Raw genomic sequence first — 15,980 nt, forward strand, 5'->3', positions numbered from 1 at the left:
GCCGGCCGGTTCTGCATTATTTAGCGCAGGTCGAGCACCGCCGCCCATTGCTCGGCGGTCACCGGCATCACTGACAATCGCGAACCTTTCTGTACCAGCGGCATCTCCGACAGTGCCGTCTGCAGTTTCAGATAGTCGAGCTTCAGCACTTTGGGAAATGTCTCGACGTGACCCACATTGATCGCGCTCCAGGCATTTTTCTCAGGCGTGGCCTTCGGGTCGAAGTAAACACTCTCCGGTTCCAGCGCCGTAGGGTCCGGGTACGCCGCTTCGATGATTCGCCCGATCCCGGCGATGCCCGGCTCGGGGCAGCTGGAGTGGTAAAAGAAGAACTCGTCGCCGACCGCCATGGCCCGCAGGAAGTTGCGTGCCTGATAGTTGCGAACGCCGTCCCAGCGGGCTTCGCCGAGCCTCTCCAGGTCATTGATCGAGAGCTCGTCAGGCTCGGATTTCATAAGCCAGTAGGCCATCTTTTTTTGCTCCGAAAGCGGTGGTCGGGAACGTTGTCCGGCGATTTTATGACAAACCGACGGTCGGTTGACGCCAGCGTTTGCGTGTCGCTTCACGTTACCGCAAAATGCCGGACTTTTAAGCGAGACGCGGCAAGCACGGCCTAGTAGCTCGTACGGCTGGTTCGTTAGTTCAAATTCGGATGCCAGAAGCCTATAGCCAAGGCGCTGCGACGAGTCATAGCCCGCTATGGCGAGGAACAGCAACGCCGGCTATGGGCTTCTGGCGCCGAAGTTGACTAACAGAACCAGCCACACGAGCTGCCGGCGCAACCGTTGCTGTCATCGTGTGCGACATGCCTTGAGGGGGGCAATCGATGAAACGCAAACCGGATTTACTGTGGATTTTAGTGATTGTGTTCGGCCTGGGCGTCGTAACCACGGGTTATGCGCAAAGCCTCTGGGCGAACAAGACTGATGCACCGATCGAAGTCGCGCAACAACAGAAACAACCTCTAAAGCCGCACAAGCGCTAAAACCGCTGCAAGCGACGCCGCTGATGGCAGTGGCGTCCAGATCTAATCCGCGAAATACCACTTCCTGTCAGTCACCGTTCCTTGCATCGGTACATCCCAGCTCGCTTGATCCAGTTTTTCGACTTTCTGGCATTCATGGGCCAGGCCCAGCAGCGTTGGTTTGCGCCAGGTCTTGCGACGCGCCAGATAGGCCAGGCTACGATCGTAGAAACCGCCCCCCATCCCCAGGCGCCCGCCGTGTTCATCAAAGCCGACCAACGGCAACAACACCAGGTCCAATGCCCAGACCTTGCGTTGCTTGGCCTGGTTGACCCGTGGTTCGAGAATGCGAAAGCGGTTAGGCCGCAGCTTTTCACCGGGGCGAATGCGCTGAAAGACCATCTTGGTTCGCGGCCAGGCGCTGAGTACGGGCAGGTAAGTCGCCTTGCCCCGGCGTTGAGCGGCGCGCAGCAGCAGGCGCGGATCGATTTCACCGTCGGTGGGCAGGTACAGGGAGATATGTTTTGCGCGGCGGAACAGCGGATGTTGCGCCAATTGCCGATACAGCCCGCGAGCGGCCTGGCGTTGCTCACTGTTGCTCAGTGCGCGCCGGGCCTGGCGTAGCATGCGTCGAAGTTGCGGGCGGGATAGCGGCGCAGGTTCGGTCATCGTCGTGGGCTGTTCGAGTGTCGAGGGCACCAGGCGGTGACATCGTAAAAAGCCGATGCCGGTAAAAAACCGGCATCGGCTTGAATCCAGGCTCCCCGGATGAACCGCTGTCGACTTAGCCCTTGAACCCGAAAGTTCAAGGTGGAAGATGCAGTAGGCTTTAAGGCTTTCCGTCTAGCGGACATGCACACCAGCCCAACGTGCAACTTCCAGGGTAGTGCGAATCGGCTCAGGGACATCGTCAACTGGCAAGCACCCCAGGGAGTGGCGCGAGTATACCGCAACCACCTTCGGGAATCAGCCCTTGCTGACATCCGGATCGGTGGCGAGCACCAGATCCACCCGATCAAGCAGATCACGCACCTGCTCGCGGGTCGAGCCACTGGCCTGTACATCGGGACGCTCTCGCGTATGCAACAGATCGTGGGTGATGTTCAGCGCGGCCATCACGGCGATGCGATCGGCGCCGATGACTTTGCCGCTGCTGCGGATTTCGCGCATCTTGCCGTCCAGGTAACGGGCGGCGCTCACCAGATTGCTGCGCTCTTCCTGGGGGCAAATGATCGAGTACTCTTTATCGAGGATCTGCACGGTAACGCTATTGCTTGAACTCATGAGTCTTGCTCCAGGGCCTTGAGGCGCGAAATCATCGATTCGACCTTACGCCGGGCGATTTCGTTTTTTTCAATGAGGTGCGCGCGTTCCTCGCGCCAGGTCTTTTCCTGAGCTAATAAGAGTCCGTTCTGGCTCTTAAGTTGCTCGACTCGGGTAATTAGCAGCTCGAGCCTGGCCATCAGCGCTTGCAAGTCGGTGTCTTCCATACGTGTTCCACAGGATTTGTCTGATGGGTGGTAACTGGCGGACAGCCTTTAATAGTCTTGGCGAGTCTGTCGATGTAGGATACAAGGCCTTCATTCTAGACATAGCGCCGCTTGGCGCCTAGCTGCCCATGCCCATTCAGAATTCTCCGTATCAAGCCTTCGCCACCCTGCTGAGTACCAGCGGCCATCCTGTCTCGCCTGCCGAACTGCACGGCCTGCTGCTCGGACGCAGTTGCGCTGGCGCGGGCTTTGAAGCCGATGGCTGGCTGGTCGATGCCTCCGAGCTGCTCGAAGGCGAACCACAAGACAACGTCCGCAACGCCCTGATCGGCCTGCAAGAGATGGTCAAGGGCGAGCTGACCAGCGACGACATGACCGTCGTTCTGCTGTTGCCGTCCGACGACGCACCGCTCACCGAACGTGCCGCCGCACTGGGCCAGTGGTGCCATGGCTTCCTCAGCGGTTTCGGCCTGAACTGCCGTGACAGCAGCATGCTGAGCGCTGAAGCCACCGAAGTCCTGCAGGATCTCGCGGCTATTGCTCAGGTGCAAGATGCGCTGGAAGAGTCCGACGACGGCGAAAGTGACTATATGGAAGTCATGGAGTACCTGCGGGTCGCGCCATTGCTGCTGTTCACCGAGACCAAGAAACCGGCGCAAGCCGCTGCTGCCAAACCTTCTCTGCACTGATCGTTTGCAAGGGACTTCCATCTGCCCATGATTCATATCCCTAAATCGGAATACACCCGCCGCCGCAAGGCGTTGATGGCGCAGATGGAACCCAACAGCATCGCAATCCTGCCGGCCGCCGCCGTGGCGATCCGCAATCGCGACGTCGAGCATGTTTACCGACAGGAGAGCAATTTCCAGTACCTCAGCGGTTTCCCCGAGCCTCAGGCCGTCATCGTGCTGATACCCGGTCGTGAGCATGGCGAATACATCCTGTTCTGCCGTGAACGCAACGCCGAACGTGAACTGTGGGACGGCCTGCGGGCCGGGCAGGAAGGCGCGATTCGCGATTTTGGTGCCGACGATGCCTTTCCGATCACCGACATCGACGACATCCTGCCGGGCCTGATCGAAGGTCGTGACCGGGTGTATTCAGCCATGGGCAGCAACCCGGAGTTCGACCGTCACCTGATGGAATGGATCAACGTGATCCGCTCCAAGGCGAACCTGGGCGCTCAACCACCGAACGAATTCGTTGCGCTGGATCATCTGCTGCACGACATGCGCCTGTATAAATCGGCGGCAGAAGTGAAGGTGATGCGCGAAGCCGCACGGATCTCCGCGCAGGCGCACATTCGTGCCATGCAGGCCAGCCGTGCCGGCTTGCATGAGTTCAGCCTGGAAGCCGAGCTTGATTACGAGTTCCGTAAAGGTGGGGCGAAAATGCCGGCATATGGTTCGATCGTCGCCGCCGGGCGCAACAGCTGCATCCTGCATTACCAGCAGAATGACGCGCTGCTCAAGGACGGCGATCTGGTGCTGATCGATGCCGGTTGCGAGATCGACTGTTACGCCAGCGACATCACCCGCACCTGGCCGGTCAACGGCAAGTATTCGCCGGAACAGAAGGCGATCTACGAGTTGGTGCTGGAAGCGCAAGCCGCCGCGTTTGCCCAGATCGCTCCCAACAAGCACTGGAACCAGGCGCACGAGGCGACGGTTCAAGTGATTACTGCTGGCCTGGTGAAGCTCGGTTTGTTGCAGGGCGATGTCGATGAGTTGATCGCCAGCGAAGCCTACAAGGCGTTTTACATGCATCGGGCCGGCCATTGGCTGGGCATGGATGTGCATGACGTCGGCGAGTACAAGGTCGGCGGTGAATGGCGGGTGCTGGAAGTCGGCATGGCGCTGACCGTCGAGCCGGGTATCTATATTGCCCCGGGCAATCTGAACGTGGCGAAGAAATGGCGCGGCATTGGCGTGCGCATCGAGGATGACGTGGTGGTAACCAAACAGGGCTGTGAAATTCTGACCAGCGGCGTGCCGAGAACGGTCGCCGAGATCGAGGCCTTGATGGCCGCTGCACGGACCCAGGCGGCATGAGCCGAGTCAATCTGGCAATTATCGGTGGCGGTCTGGTGGGCGCCAGCCTGGCGTTGGCCTTGCAGGCCGGTGCCCGCGCCCGCGGCTGGAAGATCGTGCTGATCGAACCGTTCGCTCCCGGCGACGGCTACCAGCCAAGCTACGACGCGCGCTCTTCGGCGCTGTCTTTCGGCGCTCGGCAGATTTATCAGCGGTTGGGCGTGTGGCAGGAAATCTCCCGCCGCGCCGAGCCGATCAAACAGATCCATGTGTCCGACCGTGGACGCTTCTCCACCGCGCGACTGTCGGCCATGGAAGAGGGCGTTCCGGCCCTCGGCTACGTGGTGGAAAACGCCTGGCTGGGCCAATGCCTCTGGCAGGGGCTGGACAAGGACGTGATCAGTTGGCGTTGCCCGGCCGAAGTTACGCGCATGGAACCGCTGGAAGACGGCTACCGCCTGACCCTCAACGATGAAACCCTACTGGAGTGCGAACTCGCGGTGCTGGCCGATGGCGGTCGTTCGGGCTTGCGCGAGCAACTCGGGATCGGCGTCAAAAAGCGTCCGTACAACCAAAGTGCGTTGATCGCCAACATCACTCCCAGCGAAGCCCACAACGGCATGGCGTTCGAGCGCTTCACCGATGACGGCCCGATGGCCTTGCTGCCGCTGCCGGAAAACCGCTGCGCGCTGGTCTGGACTCGCCTGGGCATGGATGCGCAGCGTCTGGCGGCACTCGATGAACGCAGTTTCCTCAGCGAGTTGCAGGGCGTGTTCGGCTATCGCCTCGGCACGCTCAAGCAGGTCGGCGCGCGGAATCTATACCCATTGTCGCTGATCGAGGCCGAAGAGCAGGTGCGTCCGCATCTGGCCGTGCTGGGCAACGCTGCCCACAGCCTGCACCCGATTGCCGGTCAGGGCTTCAACCTGTCGCTGCGCGATGCCCAGGCTTTGGCCGAAGCGCTGCTCGCCAGCCCGAGTGCACCAGGCGACTTCGCCACCTTGCAGGCTTACCGCGAACGCCAGCGTTTGGACCAGAACCTCACCGTGGGCTTCTCCGATCAGGTCACCCGGTTGTTCGGCAGCACCCGGCCACTGGTTTCGCTGGGGCGCAACATCGGCCTGTTGGGCCTCGACCTGTTGCCGCCGGCCAAACGCTGGTTCGCCCGGCAAGCCATGGGGTTGGGAACACGCTCCGATGGCTGAGTGGTTACCCCGGTGTTTCGATACTCAGGACGGCGCGGGCAGCGTGGTCGATAAAACCCTTTACGTGCGGCTCAAGCCGCAAGCGAGACAGGCTTAAAGCATGGAAATGCGCGCAGATCTGCTGATTGTCGGGGCCGGAATGGTCGGGAGCGCGTTGGCGCTGGCGTTACAGGACAGCGGGCTGGAAGTCCTGCTGCTCGACGGCAGTCCCATGAGCGTCAAGCCCTTCGATGCGCAGTCGGCATTCGAGCCTCGAGTGAGCGCCTTGTCGGCCGCCAGTCAGCGGATCCTCGAGCGTCTGGGCGTGTGGGACGGTGTCGTCAGCCGGCGTAGCAGCCCTTATACCGATATGCACGTCTGGGACGGCAGCGGCACCGGGCAGATTCATTTCTCGGCCTCCAGCGTCCACGCCGAGGCACTCGGGCATATCGTCGAAAACCGGGTGGTGCAGGATGCACTGCTTGATCGCCTGCATGATTGCGACCTCGGCCTGCTGGCCAATGCGCGCCTGGAGCAGATGCGCCGTTCCGGCGACGACTGGCTGCTGACCCTGGCCGATGGCCGCACGCTGCGTGCACCGTTGGTGATCGCGGCGGACGGTGGCAACTCTGCGGTGCGTCGTCTTACGGGTGTCGCGACCCGCGAGTGGGATTATCTGCATCACGCCATTGTCACCAGCGTTCGCTGCTCGCTGCCGCATCAGCTGACCGCCTGGCAGCGTTTTACCGACTACGGTCCATTGGCGTTCCTGCCCTTGGAGCGTGACGGTCAGCAAGACTGGTGCTCGATTGTCTGGTCGACCACCCCGAGCGAAGCCGAGCGTTTGATGGCGCTGGACGACGAAGGTTTTTGCCGTGAGCTGGAACGCGCCTTCGAAGGGCGTTTGGGCAGCGTGCTGAGCGCCGACCCGCGACTTTGCGTGCCGTTGCGTCAGCGTCACGCCAAGCGTTATGTGGCTGAGGGGCTGGCGCTGATCGGCGATGCCGCGCACACCATTCACCCGCTGGCCGGGCAGGGCGTCAACCTCGGTTTCCTCGATGCGGCGGTTCTGGCGGAAGTGCTGTTGCAGGCAGCCAGCCGTGGCGAGCGCCTGGCGGACGTGAAAGTCCTCAGCCGCTACGAGCGTCGACGCATGCCGCACAACCTGGCGTTGATGGCGGCGATGGAAGGTTTTGAGCGCTTGTTCCAGGCTGACCCTTTGCCGCTGCGCTGGTTGCGTAATACCGGGTTGAAAATGGTCGACCAGATGCCCGAAGCCAAGGCGCTGTTCGTGCGCGAAGCGCTTGGATTGATCGGGGATCTGCCAGAGCTGGCCAAGGCCTGACATTTTGTGTCGGAGCTGATGCCCTCATCGTCGGAACGCCGCCCGGAGCAAGCTCGCTCCCACAGGGGAGTGCATTCCAATGTGGGAGCGAGCCTGCTCGCGATGAGGGCGGCACATTCACCATCAACCCCTGATGGTGCAACATCTGGTAACTCCTCCAGGCCGTGATCGGTTGAGAAGCTAAATGTGAGTCCTTATCATTTCGACTCATTTTTGATTTCGAGAGACCGCTCCCATGTTGGCACCGAAGCGTCTACTGACAGCCCTCGCCCTGACCCTGATCGGCACCACTGCCCAGGCCGCCGACGAGGTGGTGGTCTACTCCTCGCGTATCGACGAGCTGATCAAACCGGTCTTCGATGCCTACACCCAAAAAACCGGCGTAAAGGTGAAATTCATCACCGACAAGGAAGCGCCGCTGATGCAGCGCATCAAGGCCGAAGGCCAGAACGCCACCGCCGACCTGCTGCTGACCGTCGATGCCGGCAACCTCTGGCAGGCCGAGCAAATGGGCATCCTGCAACCGTTCACCTCCAAGGTGATCGACACCAACATCCCGCTGCAATACCGCGCCGCGTCTCATGCCTGGACCGGCTTGAGCCTGCGGGCGCGGACCATCGCCTATTCCACCGACCGGGTAAAACCCTCGGACCTCAGCACTTATGAAGCGTTGGCCGACAAGCAGTGGGAAGGTCGGCTGTGCCTGCGTACCGCGAAGAAGGTCTACAACCAGTCGTTGACCGCGACCCTGATCGAAACCCACGGTGCCGAAAAAACCGAAGAGATCCTCAAGGGTTGGGTGCGCAACCTGTCCACTGACGTGTTCTCTGACGACATCGCCGTACTGCACGCTATCAGCGCCGGGCAATGCGACGTCGGTATCGTCAACACGTACTACTACGGCCGTCTGCACCAGCAGAAGCCGGACCTGCCGGTCAAGCTGTTCTGGCCGAACCAGGCTGACCGCGGCGTACACGTGAACCTGTCGGGCATTGGCCTGACCAAACACGCCCCGCACCCGGAAGCCGCCAAGGCGCTGGTGGAATGGATGACCACACCTGAAGCGCAAAAGATCTTCGCCGACGTTAACCAGGAATTCCCGGCCAACCCGACGGTGAAACCGTCCGCGGAAGTCGAAGCCTGGGGCACGTTTAAACCGGACACCCTGCCGGTTGAAGTGGCGGGTCTGCGTCAGGCAGAAGCCATTCGCCTGATGGACCGCGCCGGTTGGAACTGACTCGTGGCGAGGGAGCTTGCTCCCGCTCGGCCGCGAAGCGGTCGTAATCCGGCAATCGAGTTCCACCTGAATATTCGCGGTGGCTGATTTTAGGGTCGCTTCGCCCAAGCGCGGACAGACCCCGCGGGAGCAAGCTCCCTCGCCACAATATGAAGCTGGCTGTATTACTGCGTCGGCTCCGCACTTTTTAGAGACTTTCCTTGGCCCATCCCGCCCAACGCCGTTGGTATCCGCTGGTTTTCGTCGTTGCCGCCCTGGTGCTGCTGCCGCTGAGTGTGTTGCTGCTGTCATGGCAAGCTGTCGACCTGCAGATCTGGTCGCACCTGTGGGACACCCAGATGCCGCGCCTGCTGGGCAACACCCTGACGCTGATCCTCGGCGTCGGGGTGGGTGTCACGCTGTTGGGCGTGAGCCTGGCGTGGTTGACCAGCCTCTGCGAATTCCCCGGACAACGTTGGCTGGATTGGGCGCTGATGCTGCCGTTTGCGATCCCGGCTTATGTGCTGGCGTTCGTTTACGTCGGACTGCTGGATTTCGCCGGTCCTGTGCAAACCCTGCTTCGCGAGTGGTTTGGCAGCGGCTTGCGATTGCCGCGCGTGCGCTCCACCGGTGGGGTGATTCTGGTATTGGTGCTGGTGTTCTATCCCTACGTCTACTTGCTGGCGCGCACGGCGTTTCTGGCCCAGGGCAAAGGCCTGATGGAGGCTGCGCGCGTGCTCGGCCAATCACCGTGGCAAGCATTCTGGCGCGTGGCCTTGCCGATGGCCCGGCCAGCGATTGGAGCGGGTGTTGCTCTGGCGTTGATGGAGACGCTGGCGGATTTCGGGGCGGTATCGGTGTTCAACTTCGATACCTTCACCACGGCGATTTACAAAACCTGGTATGGCTTCTTCAGCCTGTCGAGCGCTGCACAACTGGCCAGCCTGTTGCTGTTGGTGGTGATGTTGCTGCTGTACGGCGAGCGCCGTGCGCGTGGCGCCAGTCGGGCGAGTAACGAGCGGCCACGGGGCCGGGCGCTTTATCACCTGCGCGGGTTCAAGGCTGTGGCCGCCAGCAGCTGGTGCGGGCTGGTGTTTGCCTGCGCCTTTGTCATTCCATTGCTGCAACTGGTGGCGTGGTTCTGGCAGCGCGGGCGCTTCGATCTGGATGAGCGTTACGCCGGGCTGATCATCCATACGTTGTACCTGGGCGCCATGGCGGCGCTGATCACCGTCAGCGTCGCGCTGGTGTTGGCGTTTGCCCGGCGCCTGGCACCGACCCGGATGATTCGCTCCGGAGTCAGCCTGGCCAACATCGGCTACGCCTTGCCCGGTTCGGTGCTGGCGGTATCGATCATGCTGGCGTTCAGTTACCTGGACCGTGAGCTGGTGGTGCCGCTGTCGGGCTGGCTTGGCGGCGCGGGCAAACCGTTGCTGCTGGGCAGTCTGTCGGCGCTGTTGCTGGCGTATCTGGTGCGCTTTATCGCGGTGGCGTACGGGCCGTTGGAAAATAGCCTGGCGCGAATCCGTCCGTCGTTGCCAGAAGCTGCACGCTGTTTGGGTGTCAGTGGGCCACGACTGTTTTTCAAGGTGTATCTGCCGTTGTTGCTGCCCGGAACGTTGAGCGCAGTGCTGCTGGTGTTCGTCGACGTGCTCAAGGAAATGCCCGCGACCTTGCTGATGCGCCCGTTTGGCTGGGACACGCTGGCGGTGCGGATCTTTGAAATGACCAGCGAAGGCGAGTGGGCACGGGCGTCGTTGCCGGCGCTGACACTGATTCTGGTGGGCCTGTTACCCGTCATCGGCTTGATTCGACGTTCGGCACATCAAAACGGCTAGGTGCCAGTCCTACACCTTGCGGCTACAATGCGCGGCATTCGGTGCGGATCGTCCTTCAGACCGGGTCGCTGAAATAGGCTGAAAGCCTTCTACTTCAAGGCTTTCAACCATACAGCGCCTGTCCGTACCTTCGCCACGCCCGGAAGGAGAAACCCATGGGACAGCGTACGCCTCTGTATGACCTTCATCTCGCACTTGGCGCGAAGATGGTCGATTTTGGCGGTTGGGATATGCCATTGCATTACGGCTCACAGGTCGAGGAACACCATCAGGTGCGCCGCGACTGTGGGGTTTTCGATGTCTCCCATATGACCGTAATCGATGTCAGCGGCCCTCAGGCCAAGGCCTGGCTCCAGCATTTGCTGGCCAATGATGTCGAACGTCTGCACAGCGTCGGCCGTGCCTTGTACAGCACCATGCTCAATGAGCGGGGCGGGGTGGTCGACGACATGATCGTTTATCGCCTGGAAGACGCTTACCGCCTGGTGGTGAACGCCGCCACCCGTGATCAGGACATGGCCTGGATGCAGGCCCAGCTCGGCGACTATCAGGTACAACTGCACGAGCGTAGCGAGTTGGCGATGCTGGCGATTCAAGGTCCGCAGGCGCGGCAAAAGATCGCCGAACTGGTGACCCAGTCCCGTGGCACGCTGATCCAGCAGCTCAAACCGTTTGAAGGTCAGTGTGACGGTGACTGGTTCATCGCCCGTACCGGTTACACCGGTGAAGACGGTCTGGAGATTGCCCTGCCGGCCGATCAGGCGCCGGGATTCTTCAATGATCTGGTGGGTGCAGGCATATCGCCGATAGGCCTCGGCGCTCGTGACACGCTGCGTCTTGAGGCCGGGATGAACCTCTACGGCCAGGACATTCATCAGGATGTCTCACCGCTGGCTTCCAATATGGCCTGGAGCATTGCCTGGGAACCGGCCACTCGTCAGTTCATCGGCCGCGCAGCGCTGGAGGCTGAACGGGCCGCCGGGGTGAAGCAAAAACTGGTTGGTCTGGTGCTCGAAGAGCGTGGGGTTTTACGTGCCCATCAGGTGGTTCGCATCGCTGATGTTGGCGAAGGGGAGATCACCAGTGGTAGTTTCTCTCCTACGCTTAGCAAATCGATTGCCTTGGCACGGGTGCCGATGGCGACCGCCGACCGGGCTGAAGTGGAAATTCGTGGCAAGTGGTACCCGGTTCGGGTGGTCAAACCGACCTTCGTACGACACGGCAAAACCCTGATCTAACTTTCTCTGGCGGGCCAGCACCGCTGACATTTCTTCTTGAGGATACAGAACATGAGCGATATCCCTACCGACCTGCGTTTTGCCGAAAGTCACGAGTGGGCGCGTCTGGATGAAGATGGCGGCGTAAAAGTCGGCATTTCAGACCATGCTCAGGAAGCTTTGGGCGATGTGGTGTTCGTCGAGCTGCCGGAAATCGGCAAAGTCTTCGCTGCCGGTGAAGCTGCGGGCGTAGTCGAGTCGGTCAAGGCGGCTTCGGATATCTACTCGCCGGTCTCCGGTACAGTCATCGCCGTTAACGAAGAGTTGGCCAACAGCCCGGAGCTGGTCAACAGCGCGCCATACGACAGCTGGTTCTTCAAACTCGAGCCGACTGATACCTCTGAGCTGGACAAGTTGCTCGACCCTACAGGCTACAAGCACGCCATCGGCGAGTAATTGCTGCCGGAAATGAAAAAGCCTCGAGTGATCGAGGCTTTTTTGTGGGCGCGATTTACGCGTTTTGCAATACAGTCTTCACCGCGGCCACTGAACGCTCTACATCGCTTTTGCTCATGGCCGTGAACATCGGCAGCGAGACGATCAGGCGACCGACACGCTCGGACACCGGGAACATGCCTTCCTTGAAACCGCGTTCGCGGTAAAGGCTCAGCAGGTGGATCGGCGGGTAGTGGTAGCCGATGCCGACGCCCAGTTCCTGCATTTGCTCCATGAAGGTCGCGCGGGCCGGTTTGCCGTCCTTGCGCTCTGGCAACACCAGCTGGAACAAGTGCCAGTTGCTGTTGGTGAAGTCTGCCGGTGGCAGCTGCGCACCGTATTTGGCTTCGAAATCGCTGCCGAAGCAGGCGAAGTAGTGCTTGGCCAGTTCACGGCGGTGAGCGGTGATGGCTTCAATGTGGGCGAACTGGCCCAGGCCAATGGCTGCTGCCACGTCGGTCATGTTGAACTTGCCGCCCAGCACATCGACATCCAGGCCGTCGAAGCCGGTACGGGTCACGCCTTGCAGGCGATATTTCTCGGCCAGGCGCACTTCTTCAGCGTTGTTCAGAACCAGGCAACCACCTTCCGAGGAGGTGACGTTCTTGTTCGCCTGGAAGCTGAACGACACGAAGTCGCCGGTGGAGCCGATGCGCTGACCATTCCAGCTCGAACCCAATGCCTGGGCGGCGTCTTCGATAATGCGCAGGCCGTGTTTCTTGGCGATCGCGTACAGGCGGCTCATGTCCACCGGCAATCCGGCGAGGAACACCGGGATAATGGCCTTGGTACGCGGGGTAATGGCAGCTTCGAGCTGGTCCAGATCGATATTGCGGGTGATCGGGTCGATGTCGGCGAACACCGGGGTGGCGCCGACTTCGAGAATCACGTTAGCCGTGGCGACCCAGGAAATCGGCGTGGTGATGACTTCGTCACCGGCACCGATCCCGGCGATGCGCAGGGCGATCTCCATGGTGCAGGTCCCGGAGTTGAACGTGCGCACCGGACGGCCGCCAAAAAACTCCGAGAGCTGGGCTTCGAACGCCTGCACCTTGGGCCCGCTGGTGATCCAGYCGGAGCGCAAGACATCGCCGACAGCGGCAATTGTGGCTTCATCGATAGTAGGTTTGGAAAACGGCAGAAAAGGCAGTTGGCTCATGACGATCAGTGCACCCGATTGGCTGACGGTAGATATATGCGCCGCACATGATGAGCCTGATTGAGCAAAGACGCCATGCCGAGTGCACAGGGGGAGCTATGCTGCTTTGATCGAGTTGCATCGACGTTGAGCGCCATTCAAGAGAGAGCCCGTCATGTCCCAGTTGCCATCCTTGAGCCAGTTACGAGATCCGAATGCCTTTCTGCGGCGCCACCTGGGGCCGGACACCGCCGAGCAGCAGGCGATGCTCGACAGCCTCGGGCTCGGCAGCCGCGTCGAACTCATCGAGCAGACGGTGCCGCCGGGAATTCGCCTCAATCGCGTACTGGACTTGCCGCCTGCGCTCGATGAAGAGGCCGCGTTGGCAAAGCTGCGCGGCTATGCCGAACAGAATCAGGTCTGGACCAGCCTGATCGGCATGGGTTACCACGGCACCCTGACACCTGCGGTGATCTTGCGCAACGTGCTGGAAAATCCCGGTTGGTACACCGCTTACACGCCCTATCAGCCGGAAATTGCTCAGGGGCGACTCGAAGCACTGCTCAATTTCCAGCAATTGACCATCGACCTGACGGGCCTGGAACTGGCCAACGCCTCGTTGCTCGACGAAGCCACGGCAGCGGCCGAAGCCATGGCGCTGGCCAAGCGTGTCGCGAAGTCGAAAAGCAATCTGTTCTTCGTCGACGAGAACTGTCATCCACAAACCATTTCCGTGGTGAAGACCCGCGCTGAAGGCTTTGGCTTCGAGCTGATCGTCGACGCTGTGGATAACCTGAAACAGCATCAGGTATTCGGCGCGCTGCTGCAGTACCCCGATACCCATGGCGAAATCCGCGACCTGCGCCCGCTGATCGATCACTTGCATGCGCAGCAGGCGCTGGCCTGCGTTGCGGCTGATCTGCTGAGCCTGTTGTTGCTGACGCCGCCAGGTGAAATGGGCGCTGACGTGGTATTCGGCTCGTCCCAGCGCTTTGGTGTGCCGATGGGCTACGGCGGCCCTCACGCAGCGTTTTTCGCCAGCCGCGATGAATACAAACGAGCGATCCCCGGGCGGATCATCGGCGTTTCGAAAGATGCTCGCGGCAATGTCGCGTTGCGCATGGCCCTGCAAACCCGCGAGCAACACATCCGCCGCGAGAAGGCCAATTCGAACATCTGCACGGCCCAGGTGTTACTGGCCAATATCGCCAGTTTTTACGCGGTCTACCATGGCCCGCAGGGGCTTAAACGGATTGCGCAACGGGTACACCGGCTAACGTGCATTCTCGCCGCCGGGCTCGAGCGCAACGGCATCCCCCGGCTCAACCAGCATTTCTTCGACACCTTGACCCTGGAAGTCGGCGGCAGCCAGACCGCAATCATCGACAGCGCCAAAGCGGCGCAAATCAATTTGCGGATTCTTGGGCGCGGGCAGGTTGGCTTGAGTCTCGACGAGAGCTGTGATGAGCGCACCGTAGCGAAGCTGTTTGATGTGTTCCTGGGCGCCGATCACGGGCTTGATGTTGCCGAGCTGGATGGCGAGCCGCTGGTCTCCGGGGTTCCCGACAGCTTGTTGCGGACCACGTCGTATTTACGCCATCCAGTGTTCAACGCTCATCACAGCGAAACCGAGATGCTGCGTTACCTCAAGCAACTGGAGAACAAGGACCTGGCGCTCAACCAGTCGATGATTCCGCTGGGCTCCTGCACCATGAAGCTCAATGCCAGCAGCGAGATGATCCCGATCACCTGGCCAGCGTTCGCCAACCTGCACCCCTTTGCGCCGAGAGAGCAGGCGGTGGGTTATTCGCTGATGATCAGCGAACTGGAAAGCTGGCTCTGCGCGATCACCGGTTTTGATGCGATCTGCATGCAGCCCAACTCCGGCGCCCAAGGTGAATACGCCGGGTTGCTGGCGATCCGCAAATACCATGAAAGCCGTCAGCAAGGTGCACGGGACATCTGCCTGATTCCCGCTTCTGCCCATGGCACCAATCCGGCCTCGGCGCAGATGGCCGGGATGCGGGTGGTGATCGTCGACTGCGACGATGCCGGTAACGTCGACCTTGATGACTTGAAAGCCAAGGCGACGGCTGCCGGCGACAAGCTTTCCTGCCTGATGGCCACTTACCCTTCGACCCACGGGGTGTATGAAGAGGGCATCAGCGAAATCTGCGAAGTTATCCACAGCCACGGCGGCCAGGTGTACATGGATGGCGCCAACCTCAATGCGCAAGTCGGACTGGCTCGGCCGGCGGATATCGGCGCCGACGTTTCACACATGAACCTGCACAAGACCTTCTGCATTCCCCATGGCGGAGGCGGGCCGGGGATGGGGCCGATTGGCATACGGGCGCATTTGGCACCGTTCGTTGCCAATCACCCGGTGGTGCCGATCGAGGGGCCCCATCCGCAGAATGGCGCAGTCAGCGCGGCGCCCTGGGGCAGTGCGAGCATTTTGCCGATCAGCTGGATGTACATCGCGATGATGGGGCCGCAGTTGGCGGATGCCAGTGAAGTGGCGATTCTTTCGGCCAATTACCTGGCTAAACAGTTATCCGGTGCGTTTCCGGTGCTCTATACCGGGCGCAACGAGCGGGTGGCGCACGAATGCATCCTCGACTTGCGACCGCTCAAGGCGCAGACCGGTATCAGCGAAGAAGACGTTGCCAAGCGGCTGATGGATTACGGTTTCCATGCGCCGACCATGTCTTTCCCGGTGCCGGGAACGTTGATGGTCGAGCCTACTGAAAGCGAATCCAAGGCGGAACTGGATCGCTTTATCAGCGCGATGCTGAGCATTCGCGCGGAAATTGCCGAGGTGCAGAATGGCAATTGGTCTGCCGAGGACAATCCGCTGAAACGCTCGCCGCATACGTTGGCGGACATTACCGGCGTCTGGGATCGGCCCTACAGCATCGAACAAGCGGTGACCCCGGATGCGCACACCAGGCTGCATAAATACTGGCCGACGGTGAACCGCGTGGACAACGTTTACGGGGATCGCAACCTGTTCTGCGCCTGCGTGCCGGTGGATGAATACCGCTGACATGCGTAAATCAA

15 protein-coding genes and 1 other RNA gene are annotated in these 15,980 nt (G+C 60.9%); 10 read left to right on the forward strand and 6 right to left on the reverse strand.

All coding sequences use genetic code 11. From position 1 onward, the window contains the following. Nucleotides 1–20 precede the first annotated feature (20 nt). A complete protein-coding gene (locus AC1DHT_RS00730; protein ID WP_427538736.1) occupies nt 21–470 on the reverse strand; it encodes an EVE domain-containing protein in 450 nt (149 codons plus the stop codon). Between the two features lie 356 nt (nt 471–826). Here AC1DHT_RS00730 and AC1DHT_RS00735 point away from each other — a divergent pair, with 356 nt between their 5' ends. After that, nucleotides 827–985 carry a hypothetical protein gene (locus AC1DHT_RS00735; RefSeq protein ID WP_178098566.1) on the forward strand — a complete coding sequence of 53 codons (159 nt, stop codon included), beginning with the start codon at nt 827–829 and terminating at the stop codon, nt 983–985. Between the two features lie 42 nt (nt 986–1,027). Here the strand turns inward: AC1DHT_RS00735 and AC1DHT_RS00740 are convergent, their stop codons facing one another. The 4 genes from AC1DHT_RS00740 to AC1DHT_RS00755 form a co-directional block, all read right to left on the reverse strand. Then, entirely contained in the window at nt 1,028–1,633 is a 606-nt protein-coding gene (locus AC1DHT_RS00740) for a 5-formyltetrahydrofolate cyclo-ligase (RefSeq protein WP_103317899.1), read from the reverse strand. Nucleotides 1,634–1,721: 88 nt separating this feature from the next. Then, nucleotides 1,722–1,900: non-coding RNA, 6S RNA (gene ssrS / locus AC1DHT_RS00745), on the reverse strand. 30 nt (nt 1,901–1,930) lie between these two features. Next, nucleotides 1,931–2,248: a cell division protein ZapA gene (locus AC1DHT_RS00750; protein WP_019694181.1), complete on the reverse strand. Its 318-nt coding sequence runs from the start codon at nt 2,246–2,248 to the stop codon at nt 1,931–1,933. After that, nucleotides 2,245–2,454, reverse strand: coding sequence for a TIGR02449 family protein (locus AC1DHT_RS00755; RefSeq protein ID WP_007982902.1), 210 nt, complete (start codon nt 2,452–2,454; stop codon nt 2,245–2,247). Before AC1DHT_RS00755 ends, AC1DHT_RS00750 begins: the two co-directional genes overlap by 4 nt. A 128-nt stretch (nt 2,455–2,582) precedes the next feature. Between AC1DHT_RS00755 and AC1DHT_RS00760 the strand changes: the two genes are divergently transcribed. The 8 genes from AC1DHT_RS00760 to gcvH all read left to right on the forward strand — a co-directional run bounded on the left by AC1DHT_RS00760 (nt 2,583) and on the right by gcvH (nt 11,740). Continuing rightward, complete coding sequence (locus tag AC1DHT_RS00760; RefSeq protein ID WP_427538732.1) at nt 2,583–3,143, forward strand: YecA/YgfB family protein; 561 nt, start codon at nt 2,583–2,585, stop codon at nt 3,141–3,143. 27 nt (nt 3,144–3,170) lie between these two features. Next, the gene (gene pepP / locus AC1DHT_RS00765; protein WP_427538729.1) at nt 3,171–4,505 is read left to right on the forward strand and encodes a Xaa-Pro aminopeptidase; all 1,335 of its coding nucleotides are present in this window, start codon (nt 3,171–3,173) and stop codon (nt 4,503–4,505) included. Beyond that, nucleotides 4,502–5,689 (forward strand): 2-octaprenyl-6-methoxyphenyl hydroxylase, encoded by a 1,188-nt coding sequence (gene ubiH, locus AC1DHT_RS00770; RefSeq protein WP_427538726.1) that lies wholly within the window; start codon nt 4,502–4,504, stop codon nt 5,687–5,689. Before pepP ends, ubiH begins: the two co-directional genes overlap by 4 nt. Before the next feature lie 106 nt (nt 5,690–5,795). Continuing rightward, the gene (locus tag AC1DHT_RS00775; RefSeq protein WP_427538948.1) at nt 5,796–7,013 is read left to right on the forward strand and encodes a 2-octaprenyl-3-methyl-6-methoxy-1,4-benzoquinol hydroxylase; all 1,218 of its coding nucleotides are present in this window, start codon (nt 5,796–5,798) and stop codon (nt 7,011–7,013) included. 235 nt (nt 7,014–7,248) lie between these two features. Next, the gene (locus AC1DHT_RS00780) at nt 7,249–8,250 is read left to right on the forward strand and encodes an extracellular solute-binding protein (protein WP_427538723.1); all 1,002 of its coding nucleotides are present in this window, start codon (nt 7,249–7,251) and stop codon (nt 8,248–8,250) included. Nucleotides 8,251–8,450: 200 nt separating this feature from the next. Beyond that, a complete protein-coding gene (locus AC1DHT_RS00785) occupies nt 8,451–10,067 on the forward strand; it encodes an ABC transporter permease (RefSeq protein ID WP_427538720.1) in 1,617 nt (538 codons plus the stop codon). A gap of 155 nt (nt 10,068–10,222) precedes the next feature. Beyond that, a complete protein-coding gene (gene gcvT, locus AC1DHT_RS00790; protein WP_427538717.1) occupies nt 10,223–11,305 on the forward strand; it encodes a glycine cleavage system aminomethyltransferase GcvT in 1,083 nt (360 codons plus the stop codon). Between the two features lie 51 nt (nt 11,306–11,356). Beyond that, complete coding sequence (gene gcvH, locus AC1DHT_RS00795) at nt 11,357–11,740, forward strand: glycine cleavage system protein GcvH (RefSeq protein WP_427538714.1); 384 nt, start codon at nt 11,357–11,359, stop codon at nt 11,738–11,740. 55 nt (nt 11,741–11,795) lie between these two features. On the opposite strand, the gene AC1DHT_RS00800 is transcribed toward gcvH, so the two are convergent. Further along, a complete protein-coding gene (locus AC1DHT_RS00800) occupies nt 11,796–12,938 on the reverse strand; it encodes a DegT/DnrJ/EryC1/StrS family aminotransferase (protein WP_477761218.1) in 1,143 nt (380 codons plus the stop codon). 154 nt (nt 12,939–13,092) lie between these two features. On the opposite strand from AC1DHT_RS00800, the gene gcvP reads away from it, so the two are divergent. Then, complete coding sequence (gene gcvP / locus AC1DHT_RS00805) at nt 13,093–15,966, forward strand: aminomethyl-transferring glycine dehydrogenase (RefSeq protein ID WP_427538708.1); 2,874 nt, start codon at nt 13,093–13,095, stop codon at nt 15,964–15,966. Nucleotides 15,967–15,980 lie beyond the last annotated feature (14 nt).

The sequence above is a fragment of the Pseudomonas sp. 05N432 genome, assembly GCF_056396945.1.